The 15873-nt window shown below is 51.3% G+C and carries 16 protein-coding genes; 9 read left to right on the forward strand and 7 right to left on the reverse strand.

Translation table 11 applies throughout. The features are described from left to right. Positions 1 to 159: 159 nt before the first annotated feature. The 4 genes from pcnB to panC are packed head-to-tail and all read left to right on the forward strand — an operon-like array spanning position 160 to position 3734. Positions 160 to 1533: a polynucleotide adenylyltransferase PcnB gene (gene pcnB, locus CWE07_RS11305; RefSeq protein WP_111570109.1), complete on the forward strand. Its 1374-nt coding sequence runs from the start codon at positions 160 to 162 to the stop codon at positions 1531 to 1533. A gap of 14 nt (positions 1534 to 1547) precedes the next feature. Continuing rightward, positions 1548 to 2048, forward strand: a complete 501-nt coding sequence (gene folK, locus CWE07_RS11310) for a 2-amino-4-hydroxy-6-hydroxymethyldihydropteridine diphosphokinase (RefSeq protein ID WP_111570090.1) — start codon at positions 1548 to 1550, stop codon at positions 2046 to 2048. A gap of 23 nt (positions 2049 to 2071) precedes the next feature. Beyond that, a complete protein-coding gene (gene panB / locus CWE07_RS11315) occupies positions 2072 to 2869 on the forward strand; it encodes a 3-methyl-2-oxobutanoate hydroxymethyltransferase (RefSeq protein WP_111570091.1) in 798 nt (265 codons plus the stop codon). A gap of 1 nt (position 2870) precedes the next feature. After that, complete coding sequence (panC, locus tag CWE07_RS11320) at positions 2871 to 3734, forward strand: pantoate--beta-alanine ligase (RefSeq protein ID WP_111570092.1); 864 nt, start codon at positions 2871 to 2873, stop codon at positions 3732 to 3734. Here the strand turns inward: panC and panP are convergent. From panP to mpl, 6 genes are all read right to left on the reverse strand, one after another. Then, positions 3731 to 5389: a pyridoxal-dependent aspartate 1-decarboxylase PanP gene (panP, locus tag CWE07_RS11325; RefSeq protein WP_111570093.1), complete on the reverse strand. Its 1659-nt coding sequence runs from the start codon at positions 5387 to 5389 to the stop codon at positions 3731 to 3733. The two genes, panC and panP, sit on opposite strands and share 4 nt — an antisense overlap. 60 nt (positions 5390 to 5449) lie before the next feature. Then, positions 5450 to 6112: a tRNA (guanine(46)-N(7))-methyltransferase TrmB gene (gene trmB / locus CWE07_RS11330; RefSeq protein ID WP_111570094.1), complete on the reverse strand. Its 663-nt coding sequence runs from the start codon at positions 6110 to 6112 to the stop codon at positions 5450 to 5452. Between the two features lie 9 nt (positions 6113 to 6121). Beyond that, positions 6122 to 6883 carry an ABC transporter permease gene (locus CWE07_RS11335; protein WP_111570095.1) on the reverse strand — a complete coding sequence of 254 codons (762 nt, stop codon included), beginning with the start codon at positions 6881 to 6883 and terminating at the stop codon, positions 6122 to 6124. Continuing rightward, on the reverse strand, positions 6880 to 7815 hold the full coding sequence (locus CWE07_RS11340) for an ABC transporter ATP-binding protein (RefSeq protein WP_111570096.1): 936 nt from the start codon (positions 7813 to 7815) through the stop codon (positions 6880 to 6882). Before CWE07_RS11340 ends, CWE07_RS11335 begins: the two co-directional genes overlap by 4 nt. After that, entirely contained in the window at positions 7816 to 8469 is a 654-nt protein-coding gene (locus CWE07_RS11345; protein WP_111570097.1) for a flavin prenyltransferase UbiX, read from the reverse strand. A 74-nt stretch (positions 8470 to 8543) separates the two neighbouring features. Continuing rightward, positions 8544 to 9899, reverse strand: coding sequence for a UDP-N-acetylmuramate:L-alanyl-gamma-D-glutamyl-meso-diaminopimelate ligase (gene mpl / locus CWE07_RS11350; protein WP_111570098.1), 1356 nt, complete (start codon positions 9897 to 9899; stop codon positions 8544 to 8546). A 202-nt stretch (positions 9900 to 10101) separates the two neighbouring features. Between mpl and CWE07_RS11355 the strand changes: the two genes are divergently transcribed. From CWE07_RS11355 to CWE07_RS11375, 5 genes are all read left to right on the forward strand, one after another. Beyond that, positions 10102 to 11094, forward strand: a complete 993-nt coding sequence (locus CWE07_RS11355; RefSeq protein ID WP_111570099.1) for a class 1 fructose-bisphosphatase — start codon at positions 10102 to 10104, stop codon at positions 11092 to 11094. Between the two features lie 120 nt (positions 11095 to 11214). Further along, entirely contained in the window at positions 11215 to 11748 is a 534-nt protein-coding gene (gene ppa, locus CWE07_RS11360; RefSeq protein ID WP_111570100.1) for an inorganic diphosphatase, read from the forward strand. 7 nt (positions 11749 to 11755) lie between these two features. Continuing rightward, positions 11756 to 12469, forward strand: a complete 714-nt coding sequence (locus CWE07_RS11365) for an ABC transporter ATP-binding protein (RefSeq protein WP_111570101.1) — start codon at positions 11756 to 11758, stop codon at positions 12467 to 12469. Next, positions 12466 to 13812: an ABC transporter permease gene (locus tag CWE07_RS11370; RefSeq protein WP_241974131.1), complete on the forward strand. Its 1347-nt coding sequence runs from the start codon at positions 12466 to 12468 to the stop codon at positions 13810 to 13812. Before CWE07_RS11365 ends, CWE07_RS11370 begins: the two co-directional genes overlap by 4 nt. A 28-nt stretch (positions 13813 to 13840) precedes the next feature. After that, a complete protein-coding gene (locus tag CWE07_RS11375) occupies positions 13841 to 14341 on the forward strand; it encodes a DUF3299 domain-containing protein (RefSeq protein ID WP_338067877.1) in 501 nt (166 codons plus the stop codon). Between the two features lie 18 nt (positions 14342 to 14359). Here CWE07_RS11375 and CWE07_RS11380 read toward each other — a convergent pair whose 3' ends face one another. Next, on the reverse strand, positions 14360 to 15685 hold the full coding sequence (locus CWE07_RS11380; RefSeq protein ID WP_111570103.1) for a putative bifunctional diguanylate cyclase/phosphodiesterase: 1326 nt from the start codon (positions 15683 to 15685) through the stop codon (positions 14360 to 14362). Between the last annotated feature and the right edge of the window lie 188 nt (positions 15686 to 15873).

Below are 15873 nucleotides of genomic sequence, written 5' to 3' on the forward strand. Positions count from 1 at the left end.
GTATATGATCAGCGCCAATTTTTAAGTCAATCGCCCCAGCTGTGGGCTGACCTTAGCAGGAGTTCGACCATTATTAAGCGTTTTGTGCAGTTTGCTCGTCAGGTACTGCCGTCTCAATCACCCCAAAACACGCCTTCGACGTTCACGAACCCGATCGTGATTACGCGTGATCAGCACAATATTTCACGCGCGAATATTTCTGACAATGCATTGAAGGTGCTGTATCGCTTACATAAAAGCGGTTATGACGCCTACTTAGTCGGCGGCTGCGTGCGCGACTTACTGCTGGGCCTCGAACCAAAAGATTTCGATGTCGCCACCAACGCCAGCCCAGAACAGATCAAAGCGTTATTTTCTAACTGCCGCCTAATCGGCCGCCGCTTTCGCTTAGCCCATGTGGTGTTTGGTCGTGACGTGATTGAAGTGGCCACTTTCCGCGGTCACCACGAGGAAGGCGAAGCAAGCCAGAAGCACACCAGTAAACAGAGTAAAGACGGCTTACTGCTACGTGATAACGTGTATGGCAGCATTGAAGAAGACGCCGAGCGCCGCGACTTCACCGTCAACGCCATGTACTACTCGATTGCCGATTTCGCGATTTACGACTTTGCCAACGGCGCCCGCGATCTGGAAGCTGGCGTACTGCGTTTAATCGGCGACCCTGCGACCCGCTACCGCGAAGACCCAGTGCGCATGTTGCGCGCTGTGCGTTTTGCCACCAAATTAGGCTTACGTATTGACGACAGTGCGCGCAAGCCAATCGTCGACTTAGCCCATTTACTAGAAAGCATTCCAGCGGCACGGCTATTTGAAGAGTACTTGAAACTCTTTATGCATGGTAAAGCAGAAGCAAACTTTCTGGCACTCCAGGACTTCGGCCTGTTTGGGCACTTATTCCCGCAAATTAAAGTCGCACTAAAAAATAGCCAAAGCGTTGAGTACGCCATGCAGTATCAGCTGTGTGTTGATACAGACACGCGTATCAACAGTGGCAAACGCGTCACCCCCGCCTACTTATTTGCAGCCACATTATGGTATCCCGTGGTAGCGCGTGCTGAGCAGCTGATGACCGAAGGTGGTTTGCCTGAATATGACGCCATGCAAATTGCCGCAGCGGATGTGCTGGCTAAGCAATCACGCAGCATTGCTATCCCGAAACGTTTCAGCTTGCCAGCGCGCGATATTTGGACCTTACAAATGCGACTGCAGCAAACTCAGCCGCGTAAAGCCGAGCGTTTACTTAGCCATCCAAAGTTTCGTGCTGGCTACGACTTTTTGTTGTTACGCGCACGCATTGAGAACGACCCGGCGCTACGCCAACTCGGAGAGTTTTGGACCCAATTTCAGCAGGGCAAGGAAGTTGGCGGCGGCTCGCCAGAGCATCCTGCCAGTGGCCGTCCTGTTTCAGGGCGAGCGCCCCGCCGTGGCCCATATGCACAAGCACCGGACGCAGACACCACGAGCAAGCCTAAACGTCGGCGCCGGCGTAAGCCACGCAAGGCTGCTGGTGACAGCGCCAGCCCGAAGAAATAGGAGCGATAGTGACAATGGCACGGGTATATTTGGGACTAGGTGCAAACTTAGCGAACCCTCTAGCACAAATTCATGCTGGCTTCCTGCACCTACAAAAGCATCCAGCACTGAACGTGCGCGCTTGTTCGTCGTTGTACGCTAGCAAACCCATGGGTCCACAAGATCAGCCTGATTATGTCAATGCGGTGGTGGGCTTGGATACCCAGCTACCCGCCGATGCACTACTTGATATTTTACAAGGTTTCGAGCAAGAGGCTGGACGCGTGCGTTTGCGGCATTGGGGTGAACGCACCTTAGATATTGATATTTTACTGTATGGCGATGTCGTCATGGATACGCCTTGCCTGACCCTACCGCACCCAGGTATCGAAACCCGCGAATTCGTGCTGATTCCTTTAGCTGAAATCGCCCCTGACCTGCAGTTACCCAATGGTAAGCAGATCTGGACCCTTGCTGCACAGATTGAACGCAACGGACTAGATATAATTGCGCCAGCCGTTACAATGCAGCCTTAACCTCGTTCAGTAAAGGTCGCTTTATGGCTAAAACCTCTATCGCGCAATTGTTCAAGAAAAAGCAGAACCAAGAAAAAATTACCGCTCTGACTGCTTACGATGCGACATTCGCGCGCCTATTTGTTGAATGTGGCGTCGACCTGATGCTGGTGGGCGATTCACTGGGCAATGTTGTGCAAGGACATGGCAGCACAGTCCCCGTTACCAACGCAGATATTGCCTACCATACCGCCTGTGTGCGGCGTGGCGCGCCTACCGCTTTTGTGATTGCCGATATGCCGTTTATGACCTATGCCAGCCCACAGCAAGCCTGCGACTATGCCGCTGAGCTTATGCGTGCTGGCGCGAACATGGTCAAGCTCGAAGGCGGCGCGCGCTTAGTCGATACGGTGCAGGCATTGACTGCCAACGGTATCCCCGTATGCGCACATTTAGGCTTGTTACCGCAGTCCGTCAATGTGCTGGGCGGCTATAAAGTTCAAGGCCGCGACGCTGCCGCTGCGGATCTGTTAATTCAGGAGGCCCAGCAGTTACAGCAAGCCGGTGCGCAGTTACTGGTCGTTGAGTGCATTCCCACCGCCCTTGGCAAACGTGTTGCTGAGGCAGTGAGCATGCCAGTGATTGGCATCGGAGCGGGCCCCGCAACCGATGGTCAAATTTTGGTGATGCACGACATGCTGGGTCTTAACAGTGATTACCTACCCAAGTTTGTGAAGAACTTTTTGGCTGACCATGGCAGCATTGAAGGCGCCGTCAAAGCCTATGTGACTGACGTGCAAAACGGTTCTTTTCCAGGCCCTGAACATAGTTTCGAGTCTTAATATGTTACATATCAGTAAGGTTGAGCAGTTACGTGCGCTACGAGCACGCTGGCGCAGTCAAAATCAGCAAGTCGCGTTTGTCCCCACTATGGGTAACTTACATAGTGGGCACTTAAAGTTAGTGCGCCGGGCCAAACAAATGGCTGATATCGTGATCGTCAGTATTTACGTCAATCCGATGCAGTTCGGTGCGCATGAAGATTTAGACGCATACCCACGTACGCTGGAAGCTGATATGCAGGCGTTGTCTGAGCTCGGTGTCAGCGCTGTGTTCACGCCGCGCACCTCGGAGATGTACCCGCGCGGTCTGGACATGCAAACCAGTGTTGAAGTGCCTGCGCTCTCATCGATTTTATGTGGCGCCAGCCGCCCAGGCCATTTTAAAGGCGTCGCCACGGTGGTGACAAAGCTGTTTAATATGGTGCAGCCAGACGTGGCGGTGTTTGGGAAAAAAGACTACCAACAGTTGCAAGTGATTCGTAACATGGTGGCCGATTTATCCATGCACATTCAAATTGAAGGCGTCGATACCGAGCGTGAAGCAAATGGTTTAGCGAAGAGCTCGCGTAACGGCTACCTCACGCCACAACAGCGCGAGCAAGCCGCCGTGATTTACGCGCAGTTGCGCCAGTGCGCTGATGCCATTTTAAAAGGCGAACGCGACTTCGCGCAGTTAGCGCATAGCGCCGAGCAGGCCATTCAAGAGGCTGGCTTGCAACCTGAGTACTGGCAGGTGCGTCGGCAAGCTGACTTAAGCCCTGCCCAAGCAGAAGATGCCGCGGCAGAGCTGGTTATTCTCGCAGCCGCCAAGCTCGGCACTACGCGTTTAATTGATAACTTAGAAGTCGCAGCTGACACCGATTAACGGGGTTCTTTAGCCAGCAACCCGCAATCATAGGCCTCAGCAAATAGCGCGCCTTGAGTCAGCACGGCGCGCTCCGCAATTTGGCGCTGCTCTTGCAGGATTTCAGCCAGCATATCCACCGTAGTCAACGGGTTTGCCAATACCGTACGAAACACCGTCGTTGGCTGGGACGCATAGCGCTGCGGGGTCAACTTGGTACGTGACACAAAGGACTGCCCTGTTTCGCGCTGACTCTTTTGAATATGCTTGGTCATTTGATTCAACAACGGCGTGATTTGCTGTTTTTGGCTATCACTGGCATGTGCCAGCGCGGCCTTAATTGGCGCTGGAACATAACGATATGTCAGCAAGCAAAGTTCGGGTGCGGTGACTAACTCGAAGTCATCTTGCGACGCAATCAAGTCGGCAAAGGCTTGTGCTTTTTCGATGCTTTGATCAATCAGTAGCTGGTAGCCTTCGCGCCCCATCACATGCAGCGCAGAATACACCAGCATTGCCATCCCCGGGCGTGAGCCTTCCATGGTGTGGCTGCCTAAATCTTTTGAGCCGCGACGAATCACGTATTCGGCATGGTGTTCAATCGCATGCACCAATGACGGGTCTTTAAATAGCACCATACCCGCACCCATCGGCACATACATTTGCTTATGTGCATCAATCGTTACGCTGTCTGCACGCTCAATGCCCGCCAACAAGTGACGGTGGGTATTTGATAACAACGTCGCCCCACCCCAGGCTGCGTCGACATGAAAGTGTGCGCCCACTTCCTGGGCGACATCCGCGATTGCATCGAGGGGGTCGATATGACCGGTTTCCGTGGTGCCGGCTATGCCGACTATGGCCATCACCTTTCCACCCTCGGCGGCTATGCGCGCGCACGTTTCTCGCAACGCATCGATTTGAATTCGGTTGTTATCGTCGGTGGCAATTGCGACCAGGTTGCGACGTCCAATACCCAATATGTCCGCGGCTTTGCCTAAAGAATAATGTCCTCGCTCGGACACTAATACACAGGCCTTACGGTAGCCATAATGCGCCAGCCCCGCGGCTAAGCCTTCCTGAGCAATCCCATTAAAGTCGCCGTCGGCCTTAAATAGTTTGTTGCGTGCCACCCACAGTGCCGTGATATTAGCCACAGTACCACCTGAACACATTGCCCCGAGCGAATGCTCCGCACTGTGCATCCAGGTTTGGTAAAACGGTGCAGGCTCGCCATACACTAAGTGATGCATCATACCCAGCACCTGACGCTCCAGCGGCGTAAAGGCTTTTGATGTTTCAATCTTGACCAGGTTCTGGTTCAAGCCCACCATCAATTTGGCTAACGGCAGTAGGAAATATGGCAATGCCGAGGTCATATGCCCAATAAACTTAGGTGACGAGGTATGCACCGAGTGCGCAACTAACTTACTTAGCAGTTCATCGGTATGATCAGAGACAAAAGTCGGCTGTTCAGGGATAGCGCTTTTTGCAAAGTCCTGCTCAATTTCATGCAACGGCTTTTCTTTGGCAACAATATGCGCGTTCAAAAAGCCCGCCAGGTTCTCTGACAGGTGACGCTCAATTTTGCCTAAGGTCGAATCTGGTGCTTCAGGAATCGTGAAAATACGATACAAGGCATCCAGACTGACATCAGCGGTTTGCGGTTTGCTCAAGCGCAATCTCCTTGCAATACCCTCGTGTTACTGAGGCAGTATAAATAATGGGCGCAGACTTTAGCATAAGTTGCTTTGCAACTGCCAGAGGACTTGTTCAGTCGCTTGGTATTTACGTTCAAATGGCGTGATTGGCGCAATCTCAGCGGGTAATTTATTTAATTCGCTGGCATAACCGGCTATTTCTAAAGCCGCGGCGAATTCAGCTAAGTAAATCCGCCAATTACTGCGCAGTTCAAGCTGGCCGCCCAACGCAATAATCGCTGGAAATAATGGTCCACCATGCCAGCGCCGTTGCAAGTGCTTCGCTTTAGGCCAAGGGTTTGGGTACAGAATATAATGATGGCTAATCTGCCATTTTGCAGTCAACGCTTGGCGCCAAAAGTCATTTAAGTCTGCTCGCACTAAGACGCAGCGTGCACTGACCTCGCCATAGGAGGCGGTTTTCGCCAACCGATGGGCAGATTTATCGACGCCTATTACCAGTGCATCGGGATGGCGCTGAGCAAGTTGCAGGGTACTTTCGCCAACGCCACAGCAGGAATCCAACACAATGGGCCCCTGCCACGCTTGCACGCGTGCATCCACTGCCGCGAATACGTCATGGCTATGGGAGGCAATAGGCTTTAAAAATTCGCTGTTTAAATGCCGTCGCACCACTTTGGCGATGTCTTGGTGTACATCGTGCTGGTTGCTATCAATGCCGCGAGATTGGTATTCCATGCCGTCCCCTTAACTGCGAATACCGACACCGCGATTCAGCAATGTCCAAGCTACGGCCAGAAAAGCCGCGTTAAATAACATCAGTACCCCAAGCGCCAGCCAAGGGTTGATGTCGGAGACACCAATAAAGCCATAACGGAACGCGTTAACCATATAAATAATCGGGTTCGCTTGCGATACGGTTTGCCAGAATTGCGGCAATAGCGTGATGGAATAAAACACACCACCCAAATACGTTAACGGGGTCAGCACGAAAGTCGGAATAATCGAAATGTCATCGAAGGTTTTAGCAAACACCGCGTTGATAAGCCCACCTAAGGCAAATAATGTTGCAGTCAAAATGACGGTAATTGCAATCAGCCCGTAATGTTGGATATTGAGCGGTACAAAGAAGCTCGCCACAACGGTTACCACGACCGCAACAATCAGCGCACGCGCCACGCCACCACCCACATAACCCAAAATTATCGTCATCGTGGAGACTGGCGATACCAGCATTTCTTCAATATTGCGCTGAAACTTAGCGCTGAAAAACGAAGACGCTACGTTGGAGTATGCATTCGTAATCACCGACATCATGATCAACCCTGGCACAATAAACTCCATGTAGCTAACGCCACCCATCTCGCCAATACGCTGGCCGATCAGGTTACCAAAGATAATAAAGTACAGGGTCATGGTAATTGCAGGTGGTACTAAGGTTTGCACCCAAATACGCAAAAAGCGCGTGCATTCTTTAATCCAAATAGTTCGTAATGCAGTCAAATTCATTGTGCAGGCTCCTTTTGCTGGCGACCTTGCTCGACCAAGTCGACAAACAGTTCTTCTAAACGATTCGACTTGTTGCGCATCGACAATACTTTTATTCCTTGCTCACTCAATTGCGCGAATACCGCATTGAGTCCACGTTCTTTTGGCACGTCGACTTCCAGGGTTAATTCGCCACGCTCTCGCATTGTGAAGCCTTGTAATTGTATTGGATGCTCATGAGGCGCAAGATCGAGCACAAAAGTTTCAATATTGAGCTTACTCAATAGCGCTTTCATACTCGTGTTCTCAATAATTTGGCCTTTATCAATAATACCGATATTGCGGCACAAGGTTTCGGCTTCCTCCAGATAATGGGTGGTCAAAATAATGGTGATACCTTGCTGGTTAATTAACGTCAGGTAATCCCACATTGAACGACGCAGTTCGATATCTACCCCCGCCGTTGGCTCATCCAAAATCAGTAATTTAGGTTCATGAAGTAAAGCGCGAGCAATCATCAAACGGCGCTTCATGCCGCCAGACAGGGTACGCGCACGGTCGTTGCGCTTATCCCAAAGACCTAGCTGAGTCAGATACTTTTCGGCACGCTCTTTCGCTAGTGCGCGCGGCACACCGTAGTAACCGGCTTGGTTGACCACGATTTGCAGCACGGTCTCAAACTGATTAAAGTTAAATTCTTGCGGAACCAGACCAATATGGCGCTTTACATCCGCGAGCTGGGTGTCGAGGTCATACCCGAACACTTCGACTTTACCTTCGGTTTTATTGACCAGCGAAGAAATAATCCCAATGGTGGTCGATTTACCAGCGCCATTGGGCCCGAGCAGCGCATAAAAATCGCCTTGCTGAACCTGTAAATCGAGGCCCTTGAGGGCTTGTAAGCCGCCCTTATAAGTTTTTTTCAGGCCATGAATAGCCAATGCTTGGGTCATCTATTCTTCTCCTCGTACGGATGTCGTGCCATAGCCCCAGCGCGGCACCAAAGTTTGCTCAAGTTGCAAGTGATCAAGAATCCGCGCCACCATAAAATCAATCAAATCATCAATACTCTGCGGCTGGTGATAAAAGCCAGGTGCCGCCGGCATGATCACAGCGCCCGCCTGACTCAAGGTCAACATATTTTGTAAATGGATAGTACTGAGTGGGCTTTCTCTGGGTACTAAAATTAATTGCCCGCGTTCTTTAAGCACCACGTCCGCAGCCCGCTCAATTAAGCTATTGCTCGCGCCAACAGCTATCGCTGATAACGTACTGGTCGAACACGGACAAACCACCATACGCTTAGGTGCCGCCGAGCCAGATGCGACCGGCGAGAACCATTCTTCTTTGCCGAAGACCTGCAGTTGCCCGGTATCTGTGACACCGAATTTATGCCGCAGAAATTCGGCCATTGCTTTCGGATTCCCCGGCAACTGCATATTTTCTTCCGTGGCCAACACCACTTTGGCCGCACTCGATACCATCAGCAACACTTGCTGACCCTGGGCCAGTAAATTCTCAATCAAGCGCAATGCATAAGGTGCGCCAGAGGCGCCCGTCATCGCGACGGTCACTCGGTTATCATTACTTGTTAAGGCAGCAGGCATGGGCCCCCCTTTGATGTTGGTACGGCGATGTTCGCGCGTAGCTGTCGGATTCTGGTCGTGTTCAAACCAAGCGCTCAGCGTGTCGCTAAAGCTTGTTGCAATTGCTCGCGTAAGCCCGCAAACCCGCCATTGCTCATCATCACAATGTGGGTGTCAGCAGGTGCCTCGGTCGCAATAAAACGCACTAACTGGTCGATTTGATTATGGATAAACCAAGGGTTACTGGCTTGCTCAGCGACCTCATGCAATGACCAAGCAAGTTGTTGATTGTCGAACGCTACCACTTGGTCAGCTAAATTCAGTGCTTGCGCCAGCTGATCGCGATGAACCCCCTGCTTCATGGTGTTGGAGCGCGGTTCAATCACCGCCCAAACAGGCTTATCACCCGCATATGCGCGCAAACCTTGCAGCGTAAGTTGCATCGCCGTAGGGTGATGCGCGAAATCATCATATAAGTACAGTGAATCACGCTGCAACACCGTCTCTAATCGCCGTTTCGGAGCCTGAAATGTTGCCAGCGCTCGAATGGCTTGCTCAGGCGCGATACCAACATGATGCGCGCACGCAATGGCCATCAAACCGTTCGCTACATTGTGCGGGCCCAACAGCTGCCATTCAACGCGGCCTTGGTGCTGGCCTTGGAAGCTGACATTGAATGCATCCCCTGCCGCGCTCGTATCACTGACCTGCCAACCTTGAGGATGATTCAAGCGCCGCTGTTCGCTCCAGCAGCCTTGCTTCAAGGTCTCAACTAAAGCATTGCAATCGGCGGGGTACACCACGGCTCCAGACCCTGGTACGACGCGCACCGCATGGTGCACTTGGCGCTGAATCGCAGCTAAGTCAGGGAAGATATCCGCGTGGTCGAACTCTAAATTGTTCAAGGCTAAGGTATTGGGATGATAATGCACAAACTTGGAGCGCTTATCAAAAAACGCGGTGTCATATTCATCGGCTTCAATCACGAAGAACATACTGTCGGTTAAGCGAGCTGAAGCACCAAAACTCTCCAGCACCCCACCGACCAAAAATCCAGGGTTGTACCCCGAGCACTCGAGAATATGTGTCAGCATGCTGGTGGTGGTGGTTTTACCATGCGTACCCGCAACCGCAATCACCCACTTTTGGCGCAGCACATGATCGCCAAGCCATTGCGGCCCCGACGTGTAGGCAATGCCGCGATCAAGGATCATTTCCACTTGGGGGTTACCGCGACTCAACGCGTTGCCAATAATCACTAAATCCGGTGCGGGCTCGAGCTGGCTGGTATCGCTAAGGCTACCAATCTGAATACCTAATGACCCCAACATCGTGCTCATCGGCGGATAGACATGGTCATCTGACCCAGTCACCTGGTGCCCGAGTTGTTTTGCAATCGCTGCGATACCGCCCATAAAGGTGCCGCAAATACCCAAGATATGAATGTGCATAGCCAGTCCAGTGGTAACAAATCGTCGGCATTGTAACACTTTCACTTGCAAGCATGAAAAGCCATCGTGATTAATTTGCGCATTGCGGACATCTGGATTGTCTATTAGACGAGCATCATGGCGTCAAATGCGGTAGACTATCGCGCGCCGAAACGGTCGCTAGTGGGCAGCGGCCGGTCACAACCGATTACAGAGGACACTCATGCAACGTCTAATTCCGGTTCTAAACAATGACCACGTGCCACTGCATTTAATCTCCGTTATCAATACCTTGATGACGGCTGCAAAAGAAATCTCTCATCGCCTTCATCAAGGCAGCCTCGCCGGAACCTTAGGCTCCACCTTGGATGAAAACATTCAAGGCGAAACCCAAAAGAAACTCGATGTGGTCTCGAACCAACTGATCAAGAACATGCTGCTGGAAACCAATCTAGTGCGTGCTGTGGCGTCAGAAGAAGAAGACGACATTGTCGAGGGTAACCCAGATGCAAAATACCTAGTTGCTTACGACCCCCTAGATGGTAGCTCAAACATTGACGTCAATGGCAGTGTCGGCACCATTTTCTCGATTATGGAAGTGCCTGACCATTGCAAACACGGCAAAGACATGTTTTTGCAAACCGGCGATGAGCAAGTCGCTGCTGGTTACATTTTATATGGCCCTTCAAGCATGCTGGTGATGACTACAGGCAAAGGCGTGCGAATGTATACGCTGGATCACACCGTGGGCGAGTTCCTGCTAACCGTTGAGCAAGTCAAGATTCCAGCGCAAACCCAGGAATTCTCCATTAATATGGCCAATGACCGATTCTGGTCAGCGCCAATGAAGCAATATATAAAAGATTTGCTTCAGGGCGAAGAAGGCCCGCGCGGTAAGCGCTTCAATATGCGCTGGAATGCCGCGATGGTGTCAGATGTGCATCGCGTGTTGTGTCGCGGAGGTATTTTCACTTACCCAGCGGATTGCCGCGAGGCCGACAAACCATGTAAATTGCGTTTGTTATATGAAGCGAACCCAATGAGCTTTTTGATTGAACAAGCCGGCGGCCGCGCCAGCACAGGCTACGAGCGTATCATGTCATTACAACCTACCGAGATTCACCAACGCGTAGCTGTGATGATGGGTTCGGCGGACGAAGTCGGCACTTGTTTGCAATACCATAAAGATATTCCGTGTCAGCGTTTCGACGCCTAAAGTAAATGCAGCATTCAGGCACGCGTCATTGCGTATACACCAAGGTCGAACTTAAATTCTTGGGCCGCCAGCGTTATACTACGCCTGTTTTATTTTTTAATTTATGTTGAAGGAAGTACCATGAGCTTAAAACATGTTCCTGCTGGCGACAAAATGCCAGAAGAAGTGAATGTCATCATTGAAATCCCAGCCAATGCTGAGCCAATTAAATACGAAGTCGATAAAGACACCGGCGCTTTGTGGGTTGACCGCTTCATGGCCACCCCAATGTTTTACCCAGCCAACTATGGTTATGTGAATGATACCTTATCATTAGACGGCGACCCAGTTGACGTCTTAGTCCCAACTCCGTATCCGTTACAACACGGTAGCGTGATTACCTGTCGCCCAATCGGCGTGTTGAAAATGACTGACGAGTCAGGTGAAGACGCGAAAGTGATCGCGGTGCCAATCAGCAAGCTGACTAAGCAATACGACCACGTGCAAGACATCGACGATTTAGACCCGTTACTGAAAGCACAAATCCAGCATTTCTTCGAAAGCTATAAACAGCTAGAGAAAGGTAAGTGGGTCAAAGTCGAAGGTTGGGCTGATGCCGCCGCCGCGAAAGACGAAATTAAATCATCATTCGAGCGCGCACAGCAGCAAAAATAGGTGAACTATGCAATCACAGCCGGCCGTTGAGCACCCACCGTTAAGTATTGCCATTCAAGGTTTACGCTTTAGTTGGCAGCCAACTGCCGAGCCTGTGCTTGCTATTGATGCGCTCACTATTTCATCGGGTGAGCGCGTTTTTCTGCATGGCCCCAGTGGTAGCGGAAAATCCACACTACTGTCCTTACTCGCAGGGGTACATACGCCGCAGCAAGGCAGCATTGAAGTGCAAGGCCGAGCATTAGAGCGCTTGTCACAAAGCCAACGTGACACCTTTCGCGCCGACCATATCGGCTATATTTTCCAGCAGTTCAACTTGTTACCCTTCCTGGATTTAATTCATAACGTGACGTTAGCCTGCGACTTTTCCGCCGCACGACGTCAACGTTTAGCGACTCATGGCACCAGCGCGACGGCAGAAGCGGCTCGACTGCTGAAGCAACTAGGCATTCCCGAAGCCCTACATCAACGTCAAGCCAGCCAACTCAGTGTTGGACAGCAGCAGCGTGTCGCCGCTGCACGCGCTTTGATTGGTAGCCCGCCCGTGGTGATCGCCGATGAACCAACGTCTGCGTTAGACGCCAATAGCCGGGAAAACTTTTTACATTTACTTTTTGCTGAGTGTGAGCGCGCACGCACGACCCTGGTGTTTGTGTCCCACGATCAGGCGCTAGCACCACTGTTTAGCCGCAGTGTTGACCTGAGTGAGGTGAACCGATGAACATGGTTAAGCTTGCCTGGGCAAGTCTCAAGAGTCGGCGTGCCAACGCACTGCTAACCGTTTTTGCGATTGCAATTAGCGTCATGCTACTACTCGGTGTTGAACGTGTCAGTCAGCAGACACGAAGTGGTTTTGCCAATACCATCTCTGGAACCGACTTAATTGTCGGTGCACGTAGCGGCCCTGCTAATTTGCTCCTGTATTCGGTATTCCATATTGGTAACCCAAGTGCGAACGTGAGCTGGGACAGTTTTGCGCACTGGCAACAACATGAGCAGGTTGCGTGGGCCGTGCCAATTGCTTTGGGTGACAGTTTTCGTGGCCACCCTGTGATTGCCACGGACGAGACATTTTTCGCTCATTTCCAGTATGGCCGTCGCCAAGCCATACAGTTTCAACAAGGCGCTGTGTTTGATGCCACTGAGCAAGCCATACTAGGCGCTCGTGTCGCCCGCCAACATCAACTTGGCCTTGGTGACGAGCTTGTAGTAGCGCACGGCACCGGTAGTGTGAGCTTTCACCACCACGACGAAGACCCATTAAGTATCGTCGGTGTGTTAGCGCCCACCGGCACCCCATTGGATAACGCGGTGTTCGTACCCTTACGTGCCCTCGCTGGTATGCACGGCGAACATGACCATGAGCATGACGATGCGCACGGGCATGAGCACGAGCAACCTGCACAGCGGCCTTCCTTTAGTGACCAACAGATACCGACTGAGCCCACTGAATCTACTGAACCCACTGAATCTACTGAACATGGTGCTCATGACCACCATGATCGCCCAATTGACAGTTTAAGTGCGTTCTTCGTCGGTTTACACAGCCAGCCGCGCGCCATTTTTATGCAGCGCATGATCAACACCTGGGGTCAGGAACCGCTCACCGCAATTATGCCCGGCGCAACATTGCAGGACTTATGGCGCACCCTGAATATGTTTGAACGCACACTCGCCATCGTATCCGGTTTTGTTCTGCTGACTGGATTAATTGGCATGCTCGCCACACTCCTTGCCAGTTTGCAGGAACGACGACGGGAAATGGCGGTCTTACGTTCGTTGGGTGCTGGTCCGAAGACGATTTTCGGCTTGCTGGTCAGCGAAGCGCTATTGCTGACCATGATTGGTATTGGCGTCGGCGTTGGCTTGCTATACAGCGCAATGTTGATACTCGCACCATGGATAGAAATGCAGTTTGGCGTGGTGATTACGATTGGTGCGCCCTCGGCAGTTGAGTGGCAGCGCATGGGCATTGTATTAATTGCCGGTAGTTTGATTAGTTGTATTCCCGCTTGGCGAGCATACAGACATTCTTTAGCTGATGGCTTAAGCATGAAGTTTTAGCCCCTGCAGCAGTGGTAAGGAGAATACCTTGAAACACCAAAATTCAGTTGCTATGGCAATGTTTGCAGCATGCTTACTGCTGCCAGTAAGTCCAAGTGTGAGTGCCGAAGAGCCGCGCACATTGCGCTGGAATGACTTAATGCCTGAAGGTTGGCGCCCGCCGGCTGTGCGCAGTCAAGCCTACTATGAAGCCAACCCTGAGGCCCAAGTGCAAACTAACCTGGATGCGCCTGTGATTGAAGCGTTAGATGGCCAACACGTGAAGATTCCAGGCTACGTGGTGCAACTTGAAGGTGATGATCGGCGGGTCACTGAATTTCTCTTAGTGCCCTACTTTGGCGCGTGTATCCACGTGCCGCCGCCCCCGCCCAATCAAATTATCCACGTTAAATTTCCAGAAGGAGTACCCTACGCGGTCACTTATGACGCGGTTTGGGTGAGTGGAGATATCAGCGTGTCACGCAGTGAAAGTGATATTGCCGTTACCGGATATGTGATTGAAGCTTCAGAAGTTATTTCTTATTTTTAAGTGCTGACCAGGGCTCGTTTATACAGCGAGCCCTTTGCGCTGCTCAATAAAGTCTTTGAACGCCACTAAGCTCATCGGTTTCGCGTACAAGTAGCCTTGGGCTTGGCCTACGCGTAGTTCATCGAAGTACTTCGCTTGCTGCTCGGTTTCGATACCTTCCGCTAAGGTTTGTAAACCAAGCCGGTGCCCCATATTCACTATGCTTTCAATCACTACCGCACCACTTGTGGTGTGTGCAGATCGCACGAACTCACGGTCAATTTTGAGTTTGTCTAAGGGTAAGCGCTGCACATAGCTCAGCGACGAGAACCCGACCCCAAAATCATCAATCGCCACCCGCACGCCATAAGATTTCAATTGATTCAATACTTTCACCACCAGGTTAGGGTCATCCATCACGATAGACTCCGTGATTTCAATCTCAAGTCGCTGCGGGTCTACCTGGTGATTACGCATGACACCGAGTATTTCGTTGGCAAAATTCTTCTGCCGGAATTGTGGTACAGATACATTCACCGCCATGCGAAAGTCAGCGCTTACCTCACTTTCTATCGCACGCATGGTCATGCAAGCTTGTTCCAGCACCCAATGGCCGATCTCTAAAATGAGACCGGAATACTCTGCCAATGGGATAAAAATGCTAGGGGAAATGAAACTTCCATCACTCTGTGGCCAACGCAGTAGGGCTTCAGCCCCTACCACGCGCCCGCTCGATAGCTCAACCTGGGGTTGATACCAAAGCTCTAACTGCTGTTGCGCGAAAGCTTGGCGCAAATTACGAATCAGTTCAAGTCGGCGCTCTGTTTCTGCTTGCATACTTGGGTGGTAATTCGCGTGGCTTTCTAAGCGATGATTCTTGGCGTTCTTGAGTGCAATATAGGCTTGTTTAAGAAGATCCAAACCATTTGCGGCCATATGCCGGCGTGTAAAGCCAGTGGTCATCATCACGGGTATACGATGCTCATCCACGTCGAACGGTTGGAACACGCATTCATCTATGAGTGTAGCGTTAATACACTCACTGGGGCCAAGCAAGCCAAATACATCCGCGCTCAACCGCGCGACAACTGCTTGGTCACCAAATACATGTTGTAAGCGCGCCCCGACCGCTTGAATTAGCTTATTACCCACATCTTGGCCCAGCGCATCATTCACATCGGAAAAGTGGCTGATATCCGTAATCGCGACTGTAAACTCGCTATCGAGCTTCAATATGTCGTTCAACTGACGAATAAATTCAGACCGGTTGGCGAGACCTGTGAGCGAATCTTTGTAGGCAGCGGTGCGTAACTCTTCGAATAAATTCACGTTTTCAAAGCCAATCGCGATATTGGCTAAGAACAACTCGACAAGCTTATGATTTACATCGCTTAACCGTTGACTACGGCCTTGTTGAATAAATAGCGGAACTTTCTCAGTTAGCGTTGATCAGATCGCCAAACCACGCTGATACTAGACACCGCAATGAGCAAAGCAAAATACCGAGTTAAAAACTGGTCTGAATACAACAAAGCCCTTAAACAACGAGGCTC

Origin of the sequence: Aliidiomarina maris (genome assembly GCF_003987335.1) — a bacterium.
Classification (GTDB): domain Bacteria; phylum Pseudomonadota; class Gammaproteobacteria; order Enterobacterales; family Alteromonadaceae; genus Aliidiomarina; species Aliidiomarina maris.

What these genes read in the sequence shown, in the direction of transcription:
- CWE07_RS11340 (WP_111570096.1), bottom strand. Translation starts at nt 7,815, where the DNA reads ATGACCCAAGCATTGGCTATTCATGGCCTGAAAAAAACTTATAAGGGC.
- panB (WP_111570091.1), top strand. Translation starts at nt 2,072, where the DNA reads ATGGCTAAAACCTCTATCGCGCAATTGTTCAAGAAAAAGCAGAACCAA.
- CWE07_RS11365 (WP_111570101.1), top strand. Translation starts at nt 11,756, where the DNA reads ATGCAATCACAGCCGGCCGTTGAGCACCCACCGTTAAGTATTGCCATT.
- folK (WP_111570090.1), top strand. Translation starts at nt 1,548, where the DNA reads ATGGCACGGGTATATTTGGGACTAGGTGCAAACTTAGCGAACCCTCTA.
- ppa (WP_111570100.1), top strand. Translation starts at nt 11,215, where the DNA reads ATGAGCTTAAAACATGTTCCTGCTGGCGACAAAATGCCAGAAGAAGTG.
- CWE07_RS11355 (WP_111570099.1), top strand. Translation starts at nt 10,102, where the DNA reads ATGCAACGTCTAATTCCGGTTCTAAACAATGACCACGTGCCACTGCAT.
- trmB (WP_111570094.1), bottom strand. Translation starts at nt 6,112, where the DNA reads ATGGAATACCAATCTCGCGGCATTGATAGCAACCAGCACGATGTACAC.
- CWE07_RS11370 (WP_241974131.1), top strand. Translation starts at nt 12,466, where the DNA reads ATGAACATGGTTAAGCTTGCCTGGGCAAGTCTCAAGAGTCGGCGTGCC.
- CWE07_RS11335 (WP_111570095.1), bottom strand. Translation starts at nt 6,883, where the DNA reads ATGAATTTGACTGCATTACGAACTATTTGGATTAAAGAATGCACGCGC.
- mpl (WP_111570098.1), bottom strand. Translation starts at nt 9,899, where the DNA reads ATGCACATTCATATCTTGGGTATTTGCGGCACCTTTATGGGCGGTATC.
- CWE07_RS11345 (WP_111570097.1), bottom strand. Translation starts at nt 8,469, where the DNA reads ATGCCTGCTGCCTTAACAAGTAATGATAACCGAGTGACCGTCGCGATG.
- panC (WP_111570092.1), top strand. Translation starts at nt 2,871, where the DNA reads ATGTTACATATCAGTAAGGTTGAGCAGTTACGTGCGCTACGAGCACGC.